Below are 18,694 nucleotides of genomic sequence, written 5' to 3'. Positions count from 1 at the left end.
GACGTCGAGGCACGACAGCCCGCCGACACCAGGGCAGCAACGTTCCAGGCTCAGGGTGGTGGGAGCAGGCACACCATCTCCCACCACCCCGAGCCGCCTTTCCTCACCGGAGCAGTCCTCATGAGCACCCCTTGCACCAAGACCAGCGCCGCCGCCCCACGCGGGCGTTGGCGCCTGTCGGGACTCTCGTTGGTGGTCGCGGCGGTGTGTTTGCTCGGCATCGGTGTCGCGCTGTATCCGCAAACCGCCTCCTGGTTCAGTGCTGTTCAAGAAGGGCAGCTGGTCGCCCAATACGCCAACGATGTCAAAGTGATCGGACCCGCCAGTCGTACTCAGGCGCTCAAAGAGGCGCAGGCGTACAACGCCCTGCTCGAGAGCGGCGCTGAGGTCAAGGCGAATGAGCGCATCCCGGTCGACACCGGCGCTTCTCTCCCCAGCGGGTTCGACTACAACCAACTTCTGGCAGCCAATCCGTATGGGCTGATGGGACGCCTAGTCATCCCCGCCATCAAGGTCGACCTGCCGATCCTTCACGGCACCAACGACAGCACCCTCACCGGGGGCATCGGCCACCTCGAGGGGACCTCGCTGCCCATCGGAGGGGTGGGCACCCACGCCGTTCTCGCCGGTCATCGCGGCCTGGCCTCGGCCACCCTGTTCACGAACCTCGACAAAGTCGTCAACGGTGACACCTTCACCATCTACGTCTTCGGAGAGACCCTCACGTACCAGGTATTCGACATCAAAGTCGTCGACCCCGATCAGACCAAGGCTCTGAATCCCGTTCCCGGCAAAGATCTGGTCACTCTGGTCACGTGCACGCCGATCGGCATCAACAGCCAACGGATCCTCGTCACCGGAGAACGCATCCTGCCCACGCCGGCGTCTGCGGTCGCAGGAGCCGGCAAACCACCCATCGGGCCCGGATTCCCCTGGTGGGTTCTCGAAATCGGAGGGACGATCCTCGCCGCCTCCGTCTATGTCTGGTGGTCTGGCCGACCGGTCAAACCTCGCCGCAGACACACCCAGGCACCTGCACGGCCGATCGCTCGAGCTGTGGGGCTGGCCGATGCCTGATCACAGGGGCCGGCGACCGGCGCGAAAGGGACGGCAGGCGTCCAGCGCTCCCCGCATCGTGGTCGCGGGATTGCTCTGCGCGGTGGCTGTCGTCGCGACCGCATGGACGGTGTCTACCTACATCACCCAACAGGGTTTCCCCAAGGACATGCGAGGTAACCCCGTTCTCGTCCCGCAACCGTCCGAGATGGTGAAGAGCCAAACCGATGCGGTATCCACGAGGAACGGACTGACACTCCGAGTCCCCTCCACCGGGCTGAGCGTGCCCGTCGGAGAGTTGAACGAAGTCAACGGGATCATCGACCCGCCCGGGTTCTCCTCGGCCTACCTCGTCCGCAACTACGGCGCCCCCTTGGCCCGCGCCACCACGGGGACCGTGTTCGTCGTCATGCACTCCTGCCGAGGCGGAGCGGTCTGCCCGGGCAACTACCTCATCAACGTTGCCGCGGGCACCTCCTCCCTCAAACCTGGAGCCGATGTCTACGTCGGCGGGCTCCACTACCACGTCACCGGATCGCAGAAGGTCTACAAACCCGACGTCCACACCCAGACCGACATTTGGACCAATGCGCCCGGGAGGCTCGTCCTCTTCACCTGCCTCCAGGTCCCCGCCCAGACAGAGTCCACCGACAACATGATCATCACCGCCCAGCTCGTCACCTGATCACGTCCAGACCAAGGCTCGTCCACGCATCTAGCCGACAGGAGAGTAGCTCCACCATCCGTCTGGGCCAAAGATCGGTGTCGATCTGCCCGTGTACCACGGAACCAGTGACGCCATCCTGCTCAAAGGCGCCGGGCACCTGGAGGGGACTTCCCTGCCCGTCGGGGGAGAAGGGACCCTGTCGGTGATCACCGGTCACCGGGGACTGGCCGAGGCGACCATGTTCACCAACCTCGACCGGATCCACCCCGGAGACACCTTCGTGATCACCACCTTTGGCCGCGTCCTCAGCTACCGCGTCTTCGATACGCGAGTCGTGGAACCTTCCGATACCGCCTCGCTGCACCCGAAGGCCGGCCGAGACCTCGTCACACTGATCACGTGCACCCCGCTCGGTATCAACTCTCACCGCATCCTGGTTACAGGCGAACGAGTCATGCCCACTCCCACGTCCGCCGTTGAGGCCGCCAACACCGGGCCTGCGTTGGTCCCTTTCCCGTGGTGGCTGGTGTGGTATCTGGTTGGGCTCACTCTGATCGGCGTCTACGTCTGGTGGGGAGGCCTGGTCCGGCGCGGCCCCCATCCTGCCGGGCTCCGCCCCTGATAACGCGTGACGGAACCGGTCGAATCAGCAGATTCGGGTGCCGACTTCTGGGTCGTTCGCTACACGTCCCGTGGCCCTTGTCCTGAGCCGCGTCACGGTTGGCCCGCTGGGGCGTCCCTCACTCGTCAGCCAACGAATGTGGAGGGATGGGCATGAGGGTCGAGGCCCGGACAGAGGACGCCGACGGGTGGGTGGCCTGACGGTGCCCATGACCGAAGTGGATGACCTCGAGCTGACGTCACCCGCCCGCGACGGCGACGAGCGAGCCGCGGTTGAGCTGTGGACTCGGCACTACCCCGCAGCCCTGTCCACAGCTCACCGCGTCGCGCGACAGCCGCGCGACGCCGAGGAGCTTGCCTCGGACGCTTTCTCTGGCATGTTGGCAGCCCTTCGCAGAGGCGGCGGCCCCACGGGATCGGTCCGCGCCTACCTGCTGACCTCTGTCCGAAACGGGGTCACGACGCGAGGCCGGAGGGCCAACGCCTTCGACATCCTCACCGACCAGATCTCGCTGCTCGAGAACGCCGCCGACGTGCCGGCCGACCCGGTTGCGGCGGCGAGTGAGCTCAGCCTGATGCGCGAAGCCTTCGCCTCACTCCCCGCCCGCTGGCAACACGTCCTGTGGAGGACAGCCGTTGACCACGAGGCCAACATCTCGGTAGCCGACGAGCTGGGAGTGAGCCCCAACGCCGTGGCCGCATTGGCGCGGCGGGCCCGCCAAGTGCTGCGCGCTGCATACGTGCAGGCCCATGTGTCGAGGGGAGCCATCGACCCCGAGTGCGCGCCCTTCATCCGCGGTTTGGCAGCAATGCTGACGCTTCCTGCAGACACCGCCCCCACTGCCAGGCACGTCCGCGGGTGCGCGCGATGCACCGACCGGCTCGCGGAGCTGCGGAAGGTGGACCAGAACCTCTCCGGCATCCTCGGCCCGGCCGTCCTCGTCCTGCTACCTACCGGGGTGGGCACCGCTATCGGGGCGGGGCCAGCGGGCGGAGCGGGGTCGGCGGCCCACGCGACAGCTGCCCATGGTGACGTGGCAGCCTCGGGCTCAGCGCACAGGGTGGCGCTTGCGACCGCCGTGGCCGTCGGCAGCGGCCTGTTGACCTGGGCGCTGTGGCCCGAGCGACCCGCGCTGGAGCGCACCCCGGTCGCCGTCGCGACCTCGTTGAGTCCATCCGCACCGACGAGCAGCCCCGCTCCTCCGCCACCCACGCCGCTGCCGACCCCCGCTGCCACCCCGACAACGCCGCCTACAAGTTCGCCGCCTGCGCCGTCCACAACGAAGCAGCCCCGCCGCGGTGGCACCACCCATCGCGACGGCACCGAGCACCGCGCCGACCCCGACACCGACCCCGGCACCCACGACTCAGGCCCCCCAGGGAGGGCTCTGGCTCGCCGTGGCAAGGGGCGGACCCACCAGATCACCCTTCATCCAGGTAACTGCGTCCGGGCAACAGCTGACCGGGGGGCTAGGACTGCGCGTCTCAGTGCCCGCGGGAGTGTCCCTGGCCGAGTTCTCGGGAGCCTGGCGGGGCTGCGCGCAAAGCGGGAGGGAGATCACCTGCACGGCGGCGGCTTCCCCCACCGCGACCGGGCAGTCCTGGTCGGGAACGATCTCGACCCGGTGGGCCGCCCGCTCGATTGGTTCGGTGAGCGCCAGGGCCACCGGCACCTACCGGTCTGGCTCCGCAGCGTCTGCGACAGCCACGACCCTCTGGCCGTCCCCGTGACCCATCCCCGGAGCGACAAGCGCCCGGTGCTGCGCCTCGGCCGCCCGTTTCTTCCATCCTGAGGAGGTTCCTATGCTTCACGACAGCGTTGTTGTGCCGGCCGACTACCTCGACGACCTAGCCGTCGCCGTCGAGCGGCTCCAGCAGTTGGGCACGGAGAGCGAGGGCCGCGTCCAAGGCGGTGATCCCATCCGCCTCCTCGACGCACTGTGTGCCGTGTATGCGGCCTCTCAGCGATTGGTGGAACAGGAACGGGCAAGCAAGGTCCGGGACGAGACGCCCAACTTGGTCTGACCGCGTCCTGAACGCTCCAGGTGGCGAGGCGTCTGCCCGTCATCAAAAGGTCCGCGAACCATGACGAACGTCGCGAACAGTGAGTTCGCCGAAGGTTTCTCGGGCGTTGGCGTCACTCTTTGAACGATCACGCGTCTACCACGGTGGGCAGACGACCTTCGATGGCTTGGTCGCGCCCGAAGGCGGTCACACGGAGGTCTTGGTCTTGTACAGCGGGCGGTCATCGGCGACCCAATGTTTGGACGGGCGGTCGCCCAGCCGCAAAGGCATCTCAATCCTCGCCGTCCTCGTGTACCTCGCGACGCTGGCGATCGCAGTCGCCACGCCGGCCTCGGCCTATCAGGCGACCATCACTCCACCGGCCATCTCCGGTGGCGTCGGCACCCTGACCATGCCGGGTTCGGGGCTGACCGCCTCCGTGTCGGCGACGGGCCTGACCTCGGTCGTCGGGGGGAGCACCCTGGGCGCACGCGGATATGTCGCCAGCGACTTCACCCCAGGTCTGGCATCGACGACGCCGGCCGTGGACATGCTCACGAACGCGACCAACAACTGCGCGTCGGGGGGCACGTGCTCTGGGCTCGGCACGGTGACGATCAACTTCAGCCAGCCGGTGCGCAACCCCATCCTCTCGCTGGCCGGGATGGGTGGCGAGGTGCACTCGTGGGACAAGAGCAACAACGTGACTGCCATGTCCCAGCTGCACGACATCCTCACGCTCACGACGCCCGGAGTGACCCTGACAGACCTCAGCGGGGGAAATCTCGCAGTCTCCGGCAGCCAGATCACGGCCAACAACAACAGCACGAGCTACCGCTGCGAGACGAGGGCACAGTCCGACAGCCCATCGATTCCTCTGCCGTCCGCCAGTGCCACGGCCGAGTGCGGGTCGGTGCGCGTCAACGGGACCGTCACCTCGGTCACCTTCAGCGTCAGTGCCTTGTTCACCCAGACCACGGCCAGCATTCCGCCCGACACCCACAACAGCGCCTCCGGCGGGGCGACCCCGAACCAGGATGGCTTCTCGATCGCCGTCACCGTTCCCGAGGACTTCGGTGACGCTCCGGCGTCCTACGACCAGGGTAAGGCCGCCCGCGCTGTGCTGTCCGATGTCACCCTCGGATCGACCGTCACAGAAGACAGCTCGACGGTGGCGAACGGCACCAGCTCGCCCAACGCCGGCGCCTCCGCGCTGACCGACGTCGGGGACGACGGCGTGACCCTGGGACCCATCACCTCCGCAACGACCAGCTACTCCACGACGGTGGCGATCAGGGGTGCCAGCAAGGCGGGCACAGTCTGCGGGTGGATCGACTTCAACAAGAACGGGATCTTCGACAACCCTTCAGAACGGGCGTGCGCGACGTTCCTTGCCGGTGCCACGAGTGCGACGCTGACCTGGTCCGGCATCAGCGGGCTGACTACGGGCAACACCTACGCCCGGTTCCGGGTCGGCTACAACGCCACGCAGACGCAGTCCCCGATCGGCGCCTCAGACGCCGGCGAGGTCGAGGACTACCCCCTCGCCATCAGCACTGCCCCCACAAGCATCAGCTGCACCCCGGGGACCACCTATGCCCTGAACCAGGGTGGTACCCACGAGCTGTTGGCAGTCAACACCGCCACGGGCCAGTCGACCGTGGTGACCAACTTCGGGACGTCCATCCCCAACACGGACCTCAATGCGCTGGGTCTGACGCCCGGCGGCTCCGCGGTCTACGTGACGCAACAGCACTACACGACCGTGGGCGGTCAGAGCCTCGTCAACGTGTACAGGTTCACGCCGGCCACTGGGACGATCCAGACAGTAGGCACCATCGCCGTCAGCGCTGCTGACCCGAACGTCGTCATGGGGGGAGTCGACCCGACCACCGGAATCTATTGGGTGGGGGCGTTCAACCAGACGCTGAACACCTTCGAGTTCTACGCGTTCAACACGACGACCAACACCAGCCTGGGTCTCCAGTTCCGTACCGCGTTCCCCAACACCGCCACGACGAACGGCGACCTTGCGTTCGACAGCAGCGGTCGCATGTTTGTCGTGATGAGCGCGGGCGATGGCACGGCGGTCAACAACCGGCTCGTCGACTTCCAGCCGCCGCTGATCTCCAGCGGTGCCACGGTCACGGGTCAGCTCATCGCGAAGCTGCAGCCCTACACCGTCGCCGTCAACGGCGTTGCCTTCGGCGCCGATGGGTTCCTCTACACCGAGGCCAACTCCGGGCCCAACTTTGCTCGCGAGATCAGGAAGATCGACCCGGCAACGGGTGCGATCATCGCCACCATGCCCCTGTTGAACCCGGATGGCACCGCGAATGCGGATGCTGCCGATCTGGGGTCGTGCGCCTCCCCGAACTCTCTGTCCCTGCAGAAGAACATAGCCGGCCGTGCCAATGCTGGTGACCAGTTCGGCCTCGCGATCACCGGCAACGGCATCAGTGCCAACAACACGGCGGTCACCTCAGGGAGCACCGGGGGTGTGCAGACCGCGCCCAGCGAAGTGGTCGGGCCGATCCTCGTCATCCCCGGTCGCACCTACACCATCACCGAGCAGGGCGCGGATGGCGCCGACCTTGCTGGTTACGCCTCCCAGTACCAGTGCGTCGACACCCTGAATGGCAACGCAGTCGTGGCCTCAGGGACCGGGACAACAGGACCGGTCCTGATGCCCAGCACCACGAACTCCGGCTCCAACGTGGTTTGTACTTTTACGAATACGCCTCTCATCGCAGGGCTTTCGCTACTGAAGTCCGCCGCGCTGACCACTGACGCCAACAACGACGGCAAGGCGGGCGTGGGGGACGTGATCGCGTTCTCCTTCACCGTGAAGAACACGGGTACCGCGCCACTGACCAACGTGAGCGTCGTTGATCAGCTCGCCGCGCCGGGCGGCCCGGCGGTGTCGGTGACCTGTCCCTCGACCACCCTGGCGCCGGGCGCGACCGTGGTGTGCGCCAGCTCGCCGTACACCGTGACGCAGGCTGACGTCGACGCCGGGTCTGTCGCCAACTCGGCCACGGCATCCGGGACCCCGCCCACCGGCGCGCCGGTAGTGACCCCGCCGTCCACGACCACCACGCCTTCGCTGGTCGCTCCCGGCCTCTCGTTGGACAAGAAGGTCTCGGTCATCAAGGACTCGAACGCCGATCGGGTCATCGATGTCGGCGACACCATCCAGTGGACATTCACGCTTCGCAACATCGGCAATGTGACGTTGCGGGCAGTCAATGTCGGTGACGCATTGCTTGCAGAGGCGGGAATCGCCGTGGTCTGCCCGAGGACCACCTTGGAGCCGACAGAGTCGATGACCTGCGCGAGCGCGCCCTACACGATCACGCAGGCCGATGCGAACGCCGGCCACGTGGCCAACACCGCGGTGAGCCGCGGCACCACTCCCAGCGCTTCGCCGGTGGTGTCACGCCCGTCCCGCACGCTGACGCGGGTGGGTCCGGAGCCCAGGGTCGCGACCCCCGGCCTCGGCGGCTTCCTGGCGTTCACAGGTGTCTCGTCCGGGCTGTACGCAGCAGCCCTGGCCGGGTTGCTTGCTCTCCTCTTGGGCTTGCTCTTCGTCTGGCTCGGACGTCGGCCAAGGGAGGTCGGAAGGCACCCCTCCTGAGCCAGAACCAGCTGGTAGCAAATCTACACCGGCCCCGGCTGGGGGCTCCCCCGCGTGCCCTCGGTCGTGACCGGGACCAAGGAGGGCGTGCCACAGGGAACGGATCCGTTCCCCTTGTCCCGAGCTGTTCGGGACAAGGGGAACCATCGATCACCCAGCCACGACCACACCGGTCGGGGGGCGCCGCATAGGCATCTTCCAACTACGGCAAACGGCGGATCCTGAAGCCAGCGGGGCGCGAATACTGTGAAGTTCGCCCAATCGCAATCATCCGGCACCGCGGCAGAGCCGGGGGAACAGGAGCGCGCGATGTCCGAATGTCTTCGCAGGCGGGACGTCTTCCTGAAGATCGAAAAGCTGGGCGGGTACAGCCCGCTCGCCCCCATCGTCGGGAGCCGCCATTACGGGCGTGACGCGATGTTCGGGATGGGCCACGAGACCGGCCGGGTGCAGCCCACCGAGATCGCCGCCACGACGGTCGACGCACTGGTCTACCGCGAATACCTCGACGACCACTACACGATGCCGCGCACCACAAAGCTCGTCGAGTCAGACGTCAACGAACCGCCCTGGTACCGAAGGGTTCCCGGGGCAGTGCTGTATGCCGAGCCGGGCGAGCGACTGCGGATCCACGTCCTGAATGGCGACGTCGACTGCCACAGCCTGCACGTGCACGGGGTGAAGTACGGCATCGACGCCGACGGGGCGTGGCCGTTCGGGATCGGCACTCGGCACGGCCTGCGCAGCGACGAGATCCTCCCGGGACAGAGCTGGACGTACACCTTCGACATCACCGACGCCACCATCGGCGTGTGGGCTTTCCACGACCACGCCCACAGGGTCCAGGCCAACGTCAACCGAGGCCTGTTCGGCGCGCTCATCGTCCGCGACCCCACCGCTCCCCCGGCCCTGGACGTGCCGATCTTCCTGCACGCGATGCAGGCCCCGTCGACAGCGGACGCGTTCGAGAGCCCCGTCCTGCACAGCGCCACCCCGAAGCAGACCTTCGAGCACGTGTTCTCGACCGCGGGCGTCATCGCCTACCACTGCAAGATCCACGGCCCCACCATGTCCGGGACCGTCACCGTCGACCCCGGCGCCCCCGCCGGCGACCGGGCGGTCGACATCCGCGACAACAGCTTCTTCCCGCAGGCCGTGTCTGTGCGGCCCGGCAACAAGGTCATCTGGACACTGGCACAGAACTTCGACCACATCGTCCTTGCCCCTGGGGGCGGCGCCTTGACGTACTGCCTCAACGGACGCGCGTTCGTCGGCAACACCCCGACCATCGAAGCGGACACCGGGCAGCGCCTGCGGTGGCACGTCGTCAGCCTCGACCTGGGTTCGGTGTGGCACAACTTCCACCCCCACTCGGCCCGTTGGGCCCTCCCGACGCCCGCCGGCGGCGCCGCCGACGTGCACAGCCTCAGCCCCGCAGAAGGTTTCACCGCCGACACCATCGTGCCCGCGGCGCTGCGGCTGCCGTGCGATCTCGAGGACCTTCAGTGTGACCCGCCGGACGACGCGTGCCGGGTGCGGGTCAAGGGCGACTTCCTGTTCCACTGCCACCTCGAGGAGCACATGATGGCGGGGCTGGCCGGGCTGGTCCGCGCCCGTGACTGGGTGTGGGTCGACCCCAAGACGGCCTGGTCTTCCGACTGGATACTTCCCCTGGATGACGGGCGGAACGACCTGGAGTGGGTCGACCTGGTCCGGTGCGGCGACTGCGCCACGGGTCTTCACGACCACCCGCACACGCACACCAAGCCGCACAACCCATGTTGCGGCATACCGGACGACGAAGACGAGCACGGCGACCACGAGCGCACCCATGCCCATGACGGCACCGACTGCGACCCCAAGCAGTGCCCGCACGACCACGCGCACGCGCCCCGCAAGCCCGGCGGGCGGTGCTGCGGACACGACCACGGCACCACCAGGTGTTGCGGCCACGAGGTCGACGCGCCCTGCGAGGAGTGCGAGCGCCTCGGCGGCCACCACACCCACGGCAGCGGTCACCACCATGGGACTGACGACAACGGGGGTGACCACGGGCACGAGCGGGCCGACCAGCCCTGGCGGGGCCCCAGGCACCCTGCGCGCAGCGCCGCCCGGGCTACCGAGGGCGGTCCCGCGACGGACGTCGTGCTGGGCGCGATGCACATGCCGTTGCACGGTGGGCTCGGACCGGTGTCGGGCACGGTCCCCGGTATGCCGGGTATGCCCGGACAGCCGGGGCTGCCGGGGCTGCCAGGGCTGCCGGGCATGCCGGGGATGCCAGGGATGCCAGGGATGCCGGCCACCCAGCCGATCGATGTCTGCGACCTCGCGGACACCGGGTACTGGGAGCTTCTGCCCGTCGACTCGCACGTCCTGGCGGTCCACGCGGTCCTCATGCACACGGGTCAGGTGCTGTTCTTCGCTGGCTCCGGCAACAACGTTCCCAACTTCAACGCGCACCTGGTGCGCAGCGTGGTGTGGGACTACCAGGAGGGCACGTTCTACGACCCCGGGTGCCCCTTCGACGTGTTCTGCGCCAGCCAGACCGTGCTGGCCGACGGCAAGGTCCTCGTGGCGGGTGGCACGGACAAGTACGACGACTTCGTCGGTTCCCAGGCCACCTACCTGTTCGACCCCACCCTGCGCCAGTGGATCCGGGTCGACGACATGGACGCCCACCGCTGGTATCCCACGCTCGTCACCATGGGCGATGGCCGCGCCGTCGTCGGCTCCGGCATACCGGCTCCCAACGAGGTCTTCGACCCCGCGATCGGATGGCGACCGCTGCCGAACACCACCAACCTCCCGTTGTATCCGCACCTGCTGCTGCTCAAGGACGGCAGGCTCTTCTACACCGGCGAGCAGCTCGGCAACGCCACGATCGACGGGCGGACGATCGACCCGTTCACCGGCGCCGAGCAGACCGTGACGGGCCTGCGTGACAAGGCCAGGCGGGACCAGGGCAACAGCATCCTGCTGCCCCCGGCCCAGGACCAGAAGGTGATGGTCATCGGCGGCGGCGGTGCCCCCTCGGCCACCAAACGCACCGACATCATCGACCTGTCCGCTGGCCCCGCGGGTGCCACCTTCCACCCCGGACCCGACCTCGCCCGGGCGCGCGGGCTGTGCAACTCCGTGATCCTTCCGGACCGGACGGTCCTCGTCACCGGAGGCGGCCTGCACGGTGAGACCCGCGCCGACGCCGTTCACCTCGCCGAGATCTACGACCCGGCCACCAACACGATGCGGTCCGTGGCCGAAGCGACGGTCTCCCGGCTCTATCACTCGGTCGCGCTCCTGCTGCCCGACGGACGCGTGGTCACGGCAGGGTCCAACCCCGACCGCGGCGACGACGAGCTGCGCCTCGAGCTGTACCACCCGCCCTACCTGTTCCGCGGTCCGCGGCCCCTGCTCGACTCAGCACCCACGGAGTGGCTGTACGGCAGCACGGTGGAGGTGAGCACACCCTCGGCGATGACCCTGAAATGGGCCCAGCTGGTCCGCCCGATGGCAACCACCCACTCGAACGACACCAGCCAGCGGCTGGTCGACCTGCCCATCGTCTGCCGCGACGCGTGCACCATCACCGTCGAGGTCACCGACAACCCCAACCTGGCCCCGCCCGGCTGGTACATGCTCTTCGTCGTCGACGACTGCGACATTCCCTCCGTCGCACTCTGGGTCCACCTCGACCGGGCCCCGGCGCCCCCGCCGAAGCCTGGACACGGCGGCGTCATGCACATGGGCGGCGGTCACGAGCACCGTCCCGTCTTCGACATCCCCGGACTGCCCCCACTCAAGCCGCCTCGCAAGCGAACCAGCAAGACGACGAGCAAGACCGCGAGCAAGACGGCAAGCAAGAGGGCGGGCAAGACGACCTCACCTCAGGGGGATGACAACTAGCTTCGGCTGGTCCTTGACGCCCCGTCACCCACCGTCGCGCCGGGACCTCCCGGGCTCGACGATGCGGACTCGAGCGCCCTCAGCCGCTCCGCGCTCACGCGTTCGACCAAAAGCGGCACGTAGTCGCGCACCGGTCCGTCGAAGCTGGAGCGGGCCTCGGCGACGACAGAGCGCACCGTCGCAGGATCGACTGCAGGAAACCGCGCGGAGAGGCCTTCTGACACCTTCACCAAGGCAGCATCCTCGTCAAGTCCGGACATGGTTCGAAGACTCCTCCTGGCGGACCACCAGCGCAAGAGCCGCCCGCGCAGGGGAGGGAGCTGCACGGTGCGACCGCCGCGAGGCCGAGCGACTCGAGCGATCGGAGAGCGACAGTCGGCCACCAGGCGCAAGATGGGGACCATGCCGACAGAGCTCGCACCAGCGCCGTGAAGGACTAGCCGTGGCGCTCCATGGCGTCGAGGACGTCTTTCGCGTGCTGGACCTGTCCGGCGTCTTCGCCAACGCCGTCCTCGGTGGGGTCATCGCCCGACGGGAGAAGCTCGACCCCATCGGCTTCGCCACCCTGGCCGTGCTGTCCGGCCTCGGCGGCGGCCTTCTCCGGGACGTCCTGCTCCAACACGGCACGCCGGTGGCCCTGACGGACTACGCCTACCTGTTGACGGCCTTCGCGGGCGCCGCGGCCAGCTACCTTGCTCGGGTCGAAGGGCCCCTCTGGGACCGGGTGTGGCCCCTCATGGACGCCATCGCCTTGGGCTGTTGGGCGAGCGCGGGAGCAACGAAGACGCTGGCCGTGGGCCTGGGATGGTTGCCTGCCATCCTGCTCGGGGCCGTGACCGCGGTGGGCGGGGGCGCCATCCGGGACATCGTCCTGCGCCGCGTCCCCGGTGTCCTGGGCGGCAACACCCTGTATGCCACCGCCGCCCTCGTCGGGGCCGGCACCCTCGTGCTGGTGTACCGAACGGGCCACCCGACGGCGGCCTCCCTGTGTGGCCTGCTCGTCGGAGCAGGGGTGTGCCTGCTCGCCCGGTGGCGCGGCTGGATCCTTCCCAGCGCGGACGCATGGTCACCCGCCAACGTCGTCCCCGGCCGGTACCGCGACCGACTCCACCGCGCCACAGTCGCCCGTCGACGCCCCAACCCGCCCGCGTCTTCCGATCCCGCCAGTCGCGATCCCGCCAGTCGCGGTTCCGGGAGTCGCCGTTCCGCGAGTCGCCGTTCCGCGCAGGCGGATCCATCCCACCCACCGGAGCAGCCATGACCTCCCCGAGTGCCGCCTCCACAGTTCTCGCCGACCTCGACCGAGTCCGGGAGTGGCAGGAGGACCTGTACCGACAGATCCATCAGCACCCGGAGCTGTCCCACCAGGAGCACGACACCGCGGCCGCCGGCGCGCGACGACTGCGGGACTGCGAGTTCGACGTGACCGAAGGGATCGGCGGCACCGGTGTGGTCGGGGTGCTGCGCAACGGTGACGGGCCTGCGGTCCTGCTCCGCGCTGACATGGACGCGCTGCCCGTGCGTGAGGCCACCGACCTGCCCTACGCGAGCACAGCCATGGCGACTGACGCGACCGGCACCGAGGTCCCGGTCATGCACGCCTGCGGACACGACGTCCACGTCGCCTGCCTGCTCGGGGCCGCAGCCCTGCTGGCCGCCCAGCAGGAGCTGTGGGCGGGAACCCTCGTGGTGCTGCTCCAACCGGCTGAGGAGCTCGGCGACGGCGCGCGTCGGATGGTTGAGGACTCGTTGGCGCAAGTTGTCGGGAAGGTCGACGTCGCCTTCGCCCAGCACGTCCTGCCGATGCCCTCGGGCACCGTGGGCACGCGCCCCGGCCCGGTCCTGTCCGCGGCCGACAGCATTCGCGTCACCGTGCACGGTCGCGGCGCCCACGGGTCGATGCCGCAGGCCTCGGTCGACCCTGTCGTCCTGGCCTCCATGATCGTCCTGCGCCTACAGACCGTCGTCTCGCGCGAGGTCGCCCCGACCCAGCCGGCGGTCGTGACGGTCGGCAGCATCCGGGCAGGCAGCAAGAGCAACGTCATCGACGACCACGCCGTCCTCGAGCTCAACGTGCGCACCTACGACGACCAGACCCGGACGGCTGTGCTCAACGCCATCAAGCGCATCGTCGTGGCCGAGTGCCAGGCCTCGGCCTCGCCGAAGGAGCCCGAGTTCGAGCTCTTCGACCGGTTCCCACCCACGGTCAACGACACGGCGACGACCGCCCGGCTCAGCGCTGCCTTCTCCGACCACTTCGGAGACGACGCCCGCGAGCTCGAGCTGCAGAGCGCCAGCGAGGACTTCAGCGACATCCCCACCGCCCTCGGGGTGCCCTACTCCTACTGGGGAATTGGTGGCACCGATGCCGCGGCCTACGAGGCCGCGCGGCGAGCAGGGCGCCTCAACGAGGACATCCCGGTCAACCACTCCCCCTCCTTCGCACCCGTCATCCAACCCACCCTCGACACCGGCACCCGCGCCATGGTCGTCGCCGCCCTCGCCTGGCTCGGGCGAGACCTGTCCCTGCCCGGCCAGGACTAGTCGGCCGGCGAGAGCGCCGCGCCGGCGTGGGCGCTCCTATCCTGTGCCGCATGGAGATGGAGTTCAGCGGCGAGATCTGGTTCTGGAGGGGACCTTCGCCGTTCCACTTCGTCACCGTCCCGGAGGACCTCTGCGATGCACTCGAGGCGACGGCCGGGTCGGTGAGCTATGGCTGGGGGATGATCCCGGTCCGCGCGCAGATCGGCGACACCGTCTGGAAGACCTCGCTGTGGCCGAAGGACGGCCGGTACATCGTTCCGCTCAAGGTGGCCGTCCGCCGGGCCGAAGCGCTCGAGCTCGGCGCGACCACGACGGTCCGCCTCGACGTCGACGTCTGAGAGCACGTGAGCGTCTGAGGTCTCCGGACCGTCTGCTGTCTCGGGCCCGAACCGGTGCCAACGGCGCCAACCGAGCCACCCGGAATACGGGCACCTCCAACTCAGGCGAACGGACCGAAACGCTGTGAATATCGGGCGAACGGCCGCACCGGGCCGGACGGCGGCAGTACCTTCGCCCCATCCCCGCAGTCACACCTGCCCCAACCGTCCCCGCGGCCGAGGCAGACCAGCTCCCTAGGACCGGCATGACCTCTCGCCCCCGCCCGGTGACCCTCCGCCGGTTCACGACCGCCGTGGTCGCCAGCACGCTCGGCCTCGCCCCGGCCATCGCGTCGTCGGCCACCGCCCAGGCGCAGGTCGCGGCCGCCATCGCGACGGTTAAGCCCGCCGTCACTCCATCGACCAGCGACGCCCGCGTCGCCAGCCTGCTGACGTCGCGCGTGACCACTGCGCGTTTCGGCACTGCCTTCAGTGGTGCGGTCATCGACGCCGCGACCGGTCGGCTGGTGTGGAGCAAGAACGGCAGCACCGGCCTCATGCCCGCCTCGACGACAAAGTGGGCCACCGCCACCGACGCCCTCCGGGTTCTCGGCCCGTCGCGCCGGTTCGACACCACGGTCAAGCGCGGCTACCAGGCCGACCAGGTCATCCTCGTCGGCTCCGGCGACCCGTCCTTCTCCTCGACCCAGCTCGCGGCACTGGCCACGACCACCGCAGCCGTGATGAAGGCCAAGCACCAGCCGCGCATCAGGCTGTATGCCGACGACACCCTTTTCGCTCCACCCTCGCTCGCGACCGGCTGGCGTTCGACCTACATCCCGGCCGACACGACGTGGGTGCGGGCCCTCATCGTGGACGGGCGGCAGGTCACCGACACGACGACTGACGCGGCGAACCTCTTTGCGGCCCGGCTCAAGGCGAAGGGGCTCACGGTCACGGTCATGGGCCGCGGGCGCGCCACTGCTGCGAACCCGCTCATCGCAACCTCCTCCGGGCGGACTGTCAGCCAGCTCGTGTCCTGGATGATGCTCGAGTCCGACAACGGGTACGCCGAGGCCCTGCACCGGCTGGTCGGCATCAAGCTCGGGTACGGCAATACCTGGGCTGCGGCGAAGTCCGCGCAGTCGGCTCAGCTCGCGCGCGAGGGACTCACCGCGAACGCCCTCTACGACGGGTCGGGGCTGTCCCGCAGCGACCGCCTCACCGGCCTGCAGCTCACGCGACTCGTCACCAACATCTTCGAGCCCGCCAACGCGGCCCCGCTGGGCACGCTGAGCAGCGACGCCGGCCTACCCGTCTCAGGTATGACGGGCACTCTGCGCGCGTCCTACGGCCGGTTCACGGCGAGCACCTCGAAGTGCGCCGTCGGGCAGGTGCACGCCAAGACGGGCACCCTCACGGACGCGGTGGCACTGGTCGGCTGGACCCGCGGCAAGGACGGCCAGGTCAAGGCTTTCGCCTTTGTCATCAACGGGAAGCCGACCTCAGTGACCCTCATGCGGCAGAACATCGACATGCTCGCCGCGACCGTCAACGGCTGCTACTGACCCGTCCTCGGAGCCTGGTCGCAGCACTCCTTGTGCGGGCTGCTAGCGCTGCCCACGCTGCTCGCGGGCGCGACGGGCCGCGGCGACCTTGGCCGCGCGCTGGCGCTCGAGTCGGCGATGCGGGTCCTCGGCGTCTCCCAGCTGAGCCGGCCCGTACATGTGCATGCCGAGCACCTTGATGCGGTAACCGATCCGGTAGCCCCACGACAGCCCCTCGCGGTCAGGCTTGCCACTCATCGTCCACTCCTGGTCGTCAGGGGTCGCCCCCGGTGTCAATTGGTTAGTACCCTAACTATGCGTGTACGAACGATACTCCCGGATCCTCTAGACTCGAAATCGTGACCACCAGAGCCGCCCTCTCGACGACGCCGCCACCCGACCTCCTTCAGCTCGACCGACAGGTCTGTTTCGCCCTGGCGGTCGCGTCGCGCACCGTGATCTCGCTGTACCGCCCACTGCTCGAGCCCATGGGCCTGACCCACCCGCAGTACCTCGTCATGCTTGCGCTCTGGGAGGACTCGCCACTGCGCGTGAGCGACCTGGCCCACCGTCTCAGCCTGGAGCCGGCGACGCTCTCCCCGCTCCTCAAGCGTCTCGAAGCAGGCGGCATGGTCAGCCGCGAGCGGGACCCCCTCGACGAGCGGGCCCTCGCGGTCTCGCTGACCAGAAAGGGCAGAGCCGCCCGCAAGCGCGCCGAGCGCATCCCGCCGGCCATCATCGACCGGCTCGGCATGAGCGTCAGTGAGCTCGAAGACATGCGCGACAGCCTCACCAGCCTGATCGCCGCCGCCGAGGCCCCTGCCCACGCCTGACGACGACTTGGCCTGACGACGACTTGGTATGCCGCCTGGCTCGGCTCCGAACCGTCGGCTCCGGCCCGTTGACATTCGAACAGGTGTTCGAATATGCTGGATCATGGCCATCGCACCTCTGCATCCTGCGCCACCGCTCGCGGTGGCCGATGGGGTGCGTCAGGTGCACTCCGTGCTCGACCGGTGCGATCGCGTCGAGGGGCTTTCGGGGCAGGCCGCGTCGAGTCTCATCGGCGAGCTCGAACGGGCGGTGACCCGGTTGGAGGCCATGAAGCTGTCCCTCGTGATGGTGGTCGACAAGGCTGACCTGGCGGCGGACTCGGGGATGACAGGGACGGCCGCCTGGCTGGCGTCGCGGTCCCGGCGCGACGGAGCCGCGGCAGCCAAGGACCTGCGGCTCGCGACTGCGCTCGACGCAGGGCTCTCGGCGACTCGGGAGGCCCTCGGCCGGGGCGCGCTGTCGACCGAGCACGCCCACGTGATCGCCCGCACGACTGAGCAGCTGCCGACCGGTCTGGACGAAGCCGAGCGGGTCGCGATCGAGCAGTCCCTCGTCGCCGTGGCCACGCGCGTCGACCCGGTTGCCTTGCGTAAGAAGGCGCGGAGAGCTCTCGAGGCGGCGAAGCGACAGCAGGCCGAGGTCGACGCCCACGAGGATGCGCTCCTGCGGGTCGAGGGAGGATCGTGCGCTGGCCGCGAACAGGCTGACGATGCACGACAACCAGGACGGCACCGTCACGGGACATTTCACCGTGCCGACCCTGGCCGGGCAGATCCTCAAGAAGGTGATCCAGCAGATCGCCTCACCGCGCAGGTTCGCCCAGCGCGCGGCGCGAGACGCGCAGGCGCAGGCAGCCGAGCGCGGCACCGCCCTGACCGCCTCCGAGACGGCCGAGGCGACCTGGGACGCGTTCCGGGCGGAGGAGCTGGACTGGTCGCAGAAGTACGGCCGGGCGTTCGTCGAGCTGTTGGAGCACCTCCCGACCGACCACCTGTCGGGCAAGGTCAACGCGACGATCGTGGTCACGCTCGATCACGACCAGCTCAAGGCTTCAGCGGGCGCCGCCCACCTCGACACCGGCCACGACGTCTCGGCGTCCGAAGCTCGGCGGCTGGCCTGCGGCGCGGGCCTCGTCCCGGCTGTCCTCGGTGGCGAGTCCCAGGTCCTCGACCTTGGTCGCTCCCAACGCTTCTTCACGGAGGCGCAGCGGGTCGCGCTCGCCCTGACCTACGACACCTGCGCCGCCGATGACTGCGATCGGCCCTACGCGTGGACCGAGCACCATCACGAAGATGCTTGGGCGACGGGCGGACGGACCGACCTGGACAGGGCGGTCCCCCTCTGCGGCTACCACCACAGGCGGATCCACGACCCCGGCTACTACCACCGGGTTTTCCGCGAGGACGGCGGGCGCAAACGGGTGACCTACGTGAAGCGGACGTAGCGGATCAGGCTCGCGCGGGACCCGACCAACCCGGGCGTGGTTGGGCTGGGCGTGTCACGAGCGGGCTCGGCGAGCTGCGACCTGCGCTGCCGGTCGGCGCTGCGCTTGCCGAGGGGGTGT

The 18,694-nt window shown here is 68.8% G+C and carries 15 protein-coding genes and 1 pseudogene; 14 read left to right on the top strand and 2 right to left on the bottom strand.

Annotated features, from left to right (window positions below; genetic code table 11):
- Positions 1-120 precede the first annotated feature (120 nt).
- The 7 genes from BJ986_RS08825 to BJ986_RS08795 all read left to right on the top strand — a co-directional run bounded on the left by BJ986_RS08825 (position 121) and on the right by BJ986_RS08795 (position 11,888).
- Complete coding sequence (locus BJ986_RS08825) at positions 121-1,077, top strand: class C sortase (protein ID WP_179421640.1); 957 nt, start codon at positions 121-123, stop codon at positions 1,075-1,077.
- A gap of 277 nt (positions 1,078-1,354) precedes the next feature.
- Complete coding sequence (locus BJ986_RS08820; RefSeq protein WP_179421639.1) at positions 1,355-1,741, top strand: sortase family protein; 387 nt, start codon at positions 1,355-1,357, stop codon at positions 1,739-1,741.
- 91 nt (positions 1,742-1,832) lie between these two features.
- Positions 1,833-2,345 carry a class C sortase gene (locus BJ986_RS08815; protein ID WP_420372040.1) on the top strand — a complete coding sequence of 171 codons (513 nt, stop codon included), beginning with the start codon at positions 1,833-1,835 and terminating at the stop codon, positions 2,343-2,345.
- A 208-nt stretch (positions 2,346-2,553) separates the two neighbouring features.
- Entirely contained in the window at positions 2,554-4,137 is a 1,584-nt protein-coding gene (locus BJ986_RS08810) for an RNA polymerase sigma factor (RefSeq protein ID WP_179421638.1), read from the top strand.
- Between the two features lie 10 nt (positions 4,138-4,147).
- On the top strand, positions 4,148-4,369 hold the full coding sequence (locus BJ986_RS08805; protein WP_179421637.1) for a hypothetical protein: 222 nt from the start codon (positions 4,148-4,150) through the stop codon (positions 4,367-4,369).
- Between the two features lie 289 nt (positions 4,370-4,658).
- The gene (locus tag BJ986_RS08800; RefSeq protein WP_179421636.1) at positions 4,659-7,985 is read left to right on the top strand and encodes a DUF7507 domain-containing protein; all 3,327 of its coding nucleotides are present in this window, start codon (positions 4,659-4,661) and stop codon (positions 7,983-7,985) included.
- A 309-nt stretch (positions 7,986-8,294) separates the two neighbouring features.
- Positions 8,295-11,888, top strand: a complete 3,594-nt coding sequence (locus BJ986_RS08795) for a galactose oxidase-like domain-containing protein (protein WP_179421635.1) — start codon at positions 8,295-8,297, stop codon at positions 11,886-11,888.
- On the opposite strand, the gene BJ986_RS16880 is transcribed toward BJ986_RS08795, so the two are convergent.
- Positions 11,885-12,148 carry a three-helix bundle dimerization domain-containing protein gene (locus BJ986_RS16880; RefSeq protein ID WP_420372039.1) on the bottom strand — a complete coding sequence of 88 codons (264 nt, stop codon included), beginning with the start codon at positions 12,146-12,148 and terminating at the stop codon, positions 11,885-11,887. The genes BJ986_RS08795 and BJ986_RS16880 overlap by 4 nt on opposite strands.
- A gap of 182 nt (positions 12,149-12,330) precedes the next feature.
- Here BJ986_RS16880 and BJ986_RS08790 point away from each other — a divergent pair, with 182 nt between their 5' ends.
- From BJ986_RS08790 to BJ986_RS08775, 4 genes are all read left to right on the top strand, one after another.
- The gene (locus BJ986_RS08790) at positions 12,331-13,149 is read left to right on the top strand and encodes a trimeric intracellular cation channel family protein (protein WP_337795044.1); all 819 of its coding nucleotides are present in this window, start codon (positions 12,331-12,333) and stop codon (positions 13,147-13,149) included.
- Positions 13,146-14,432 carry an amidohydrolase gene (locus BJ986_RS08785; protein ID WP_179421633.1) on the top strand — a complete coding sequence of 429 codons (1,287 nt, stop codon included), beginning with the start codon at positions 13,146-13,148 and terminating at the stop codon, positions 14,430-14,432. The genes BJ986_RS08790 and BJ986_RS08785 overlap by 4 nt, the downstream gene beginning before the upstream one ends.
- A gap of 50 nt (positions 14,433-14,482) precedes the next feature.
- Positions 14,483-14,770 (top strand): DUF1905 domain-containing protein, encoded by a 288-nt coding sequence (locus tag BJ986_RS08780; protein WP_179421632.1) that lies wholly within the window; start codon positions 14,483-14,485, stop codon positions 14,768-14,770.
- Positions 14,771-15,015: 245 nt separating this feature from the next.
- Positions 15,016-16,317, top strand: a complete 1,302-nt coding sequence (locus BJ986_RS08775; RefSeq protein ID WP_179421631.1) for a D-alanyl-D-alanine carboxypeptidase/D-alanyl-D-alanine-endopeptidase — start codon at positions 15,016-15,018, stop codon at positions 16,315-16,317.
- Positions 16,318-16,359: 42 nt separating this feature from the next.
- On the opposite strand, the gene BJ986_RS08770 is transcribed toward BJ986_RS08775, so the two are convergent.
- Positions 16,360-16,554, bottom strand: coding sequence for a hypothetical protein (locus BJ986_RS08770; RefSeq protein WP_179421630.1), 195 nt, complete (start codon positions 16,552-16,554; stop codon positions 16,360-16,362).
- 101 nt (positions 16,555-16,655) lie between these two features.
- Between BJ986_RS08770 and BJ986_RS08765 the strand changes: the two genes are divergently transcribed.
- From BJ986_RS08765 to BJ986_RS16360, 3 genes and pseudogenes are all read left to right on the top strand, one after another.
- Positions 16,656-17,129, top strand: a complete 474-nt coding sequence (locus BJ986_RS08765) for a MarR family winged helix-turn-helix transcriptional regulator (RefSeq protein ID WP_337795043.1) — start codon at positions 16,656-16,658, stop codon at positions 17,127-17,129.
- Positions 17,130-17,157: 28 nt separating this feature from the next.
- A pseudogene (locus tag BJ986_RS16875) lies at positions 17,158-17,754 on the top strand (DUF222 domain-containing protein); the annotation flags it as partial.
- A gap of 85 nt (positions 17,755-17,839) precedes the next feature.
- Positions 17,840-18,574, top strand: coding sequence for an HNH endonuclease signature motif containing protein (locus BJ986_RS16360; protein ID WP_179421629.1), 735 nt, complete (start codon positions 17,840-17,842; stop codon positions 18,572-18,574).
- Positions 18,575-18,694: the final 120 nt, after the last annotated feature.

This window comes from Pedococcus badiiscoriae (assembly GCF_013408925.1).
Lineage (GTDB): Bacteria > Actinomycetota > Actinomycetes > Actinomycetales > Dermatophilaceae > Pedococcus > Pedococcus badiiscoriae.
This window is presented reverse-complemented; position numbering and strand designations above follow the sequence as displayed.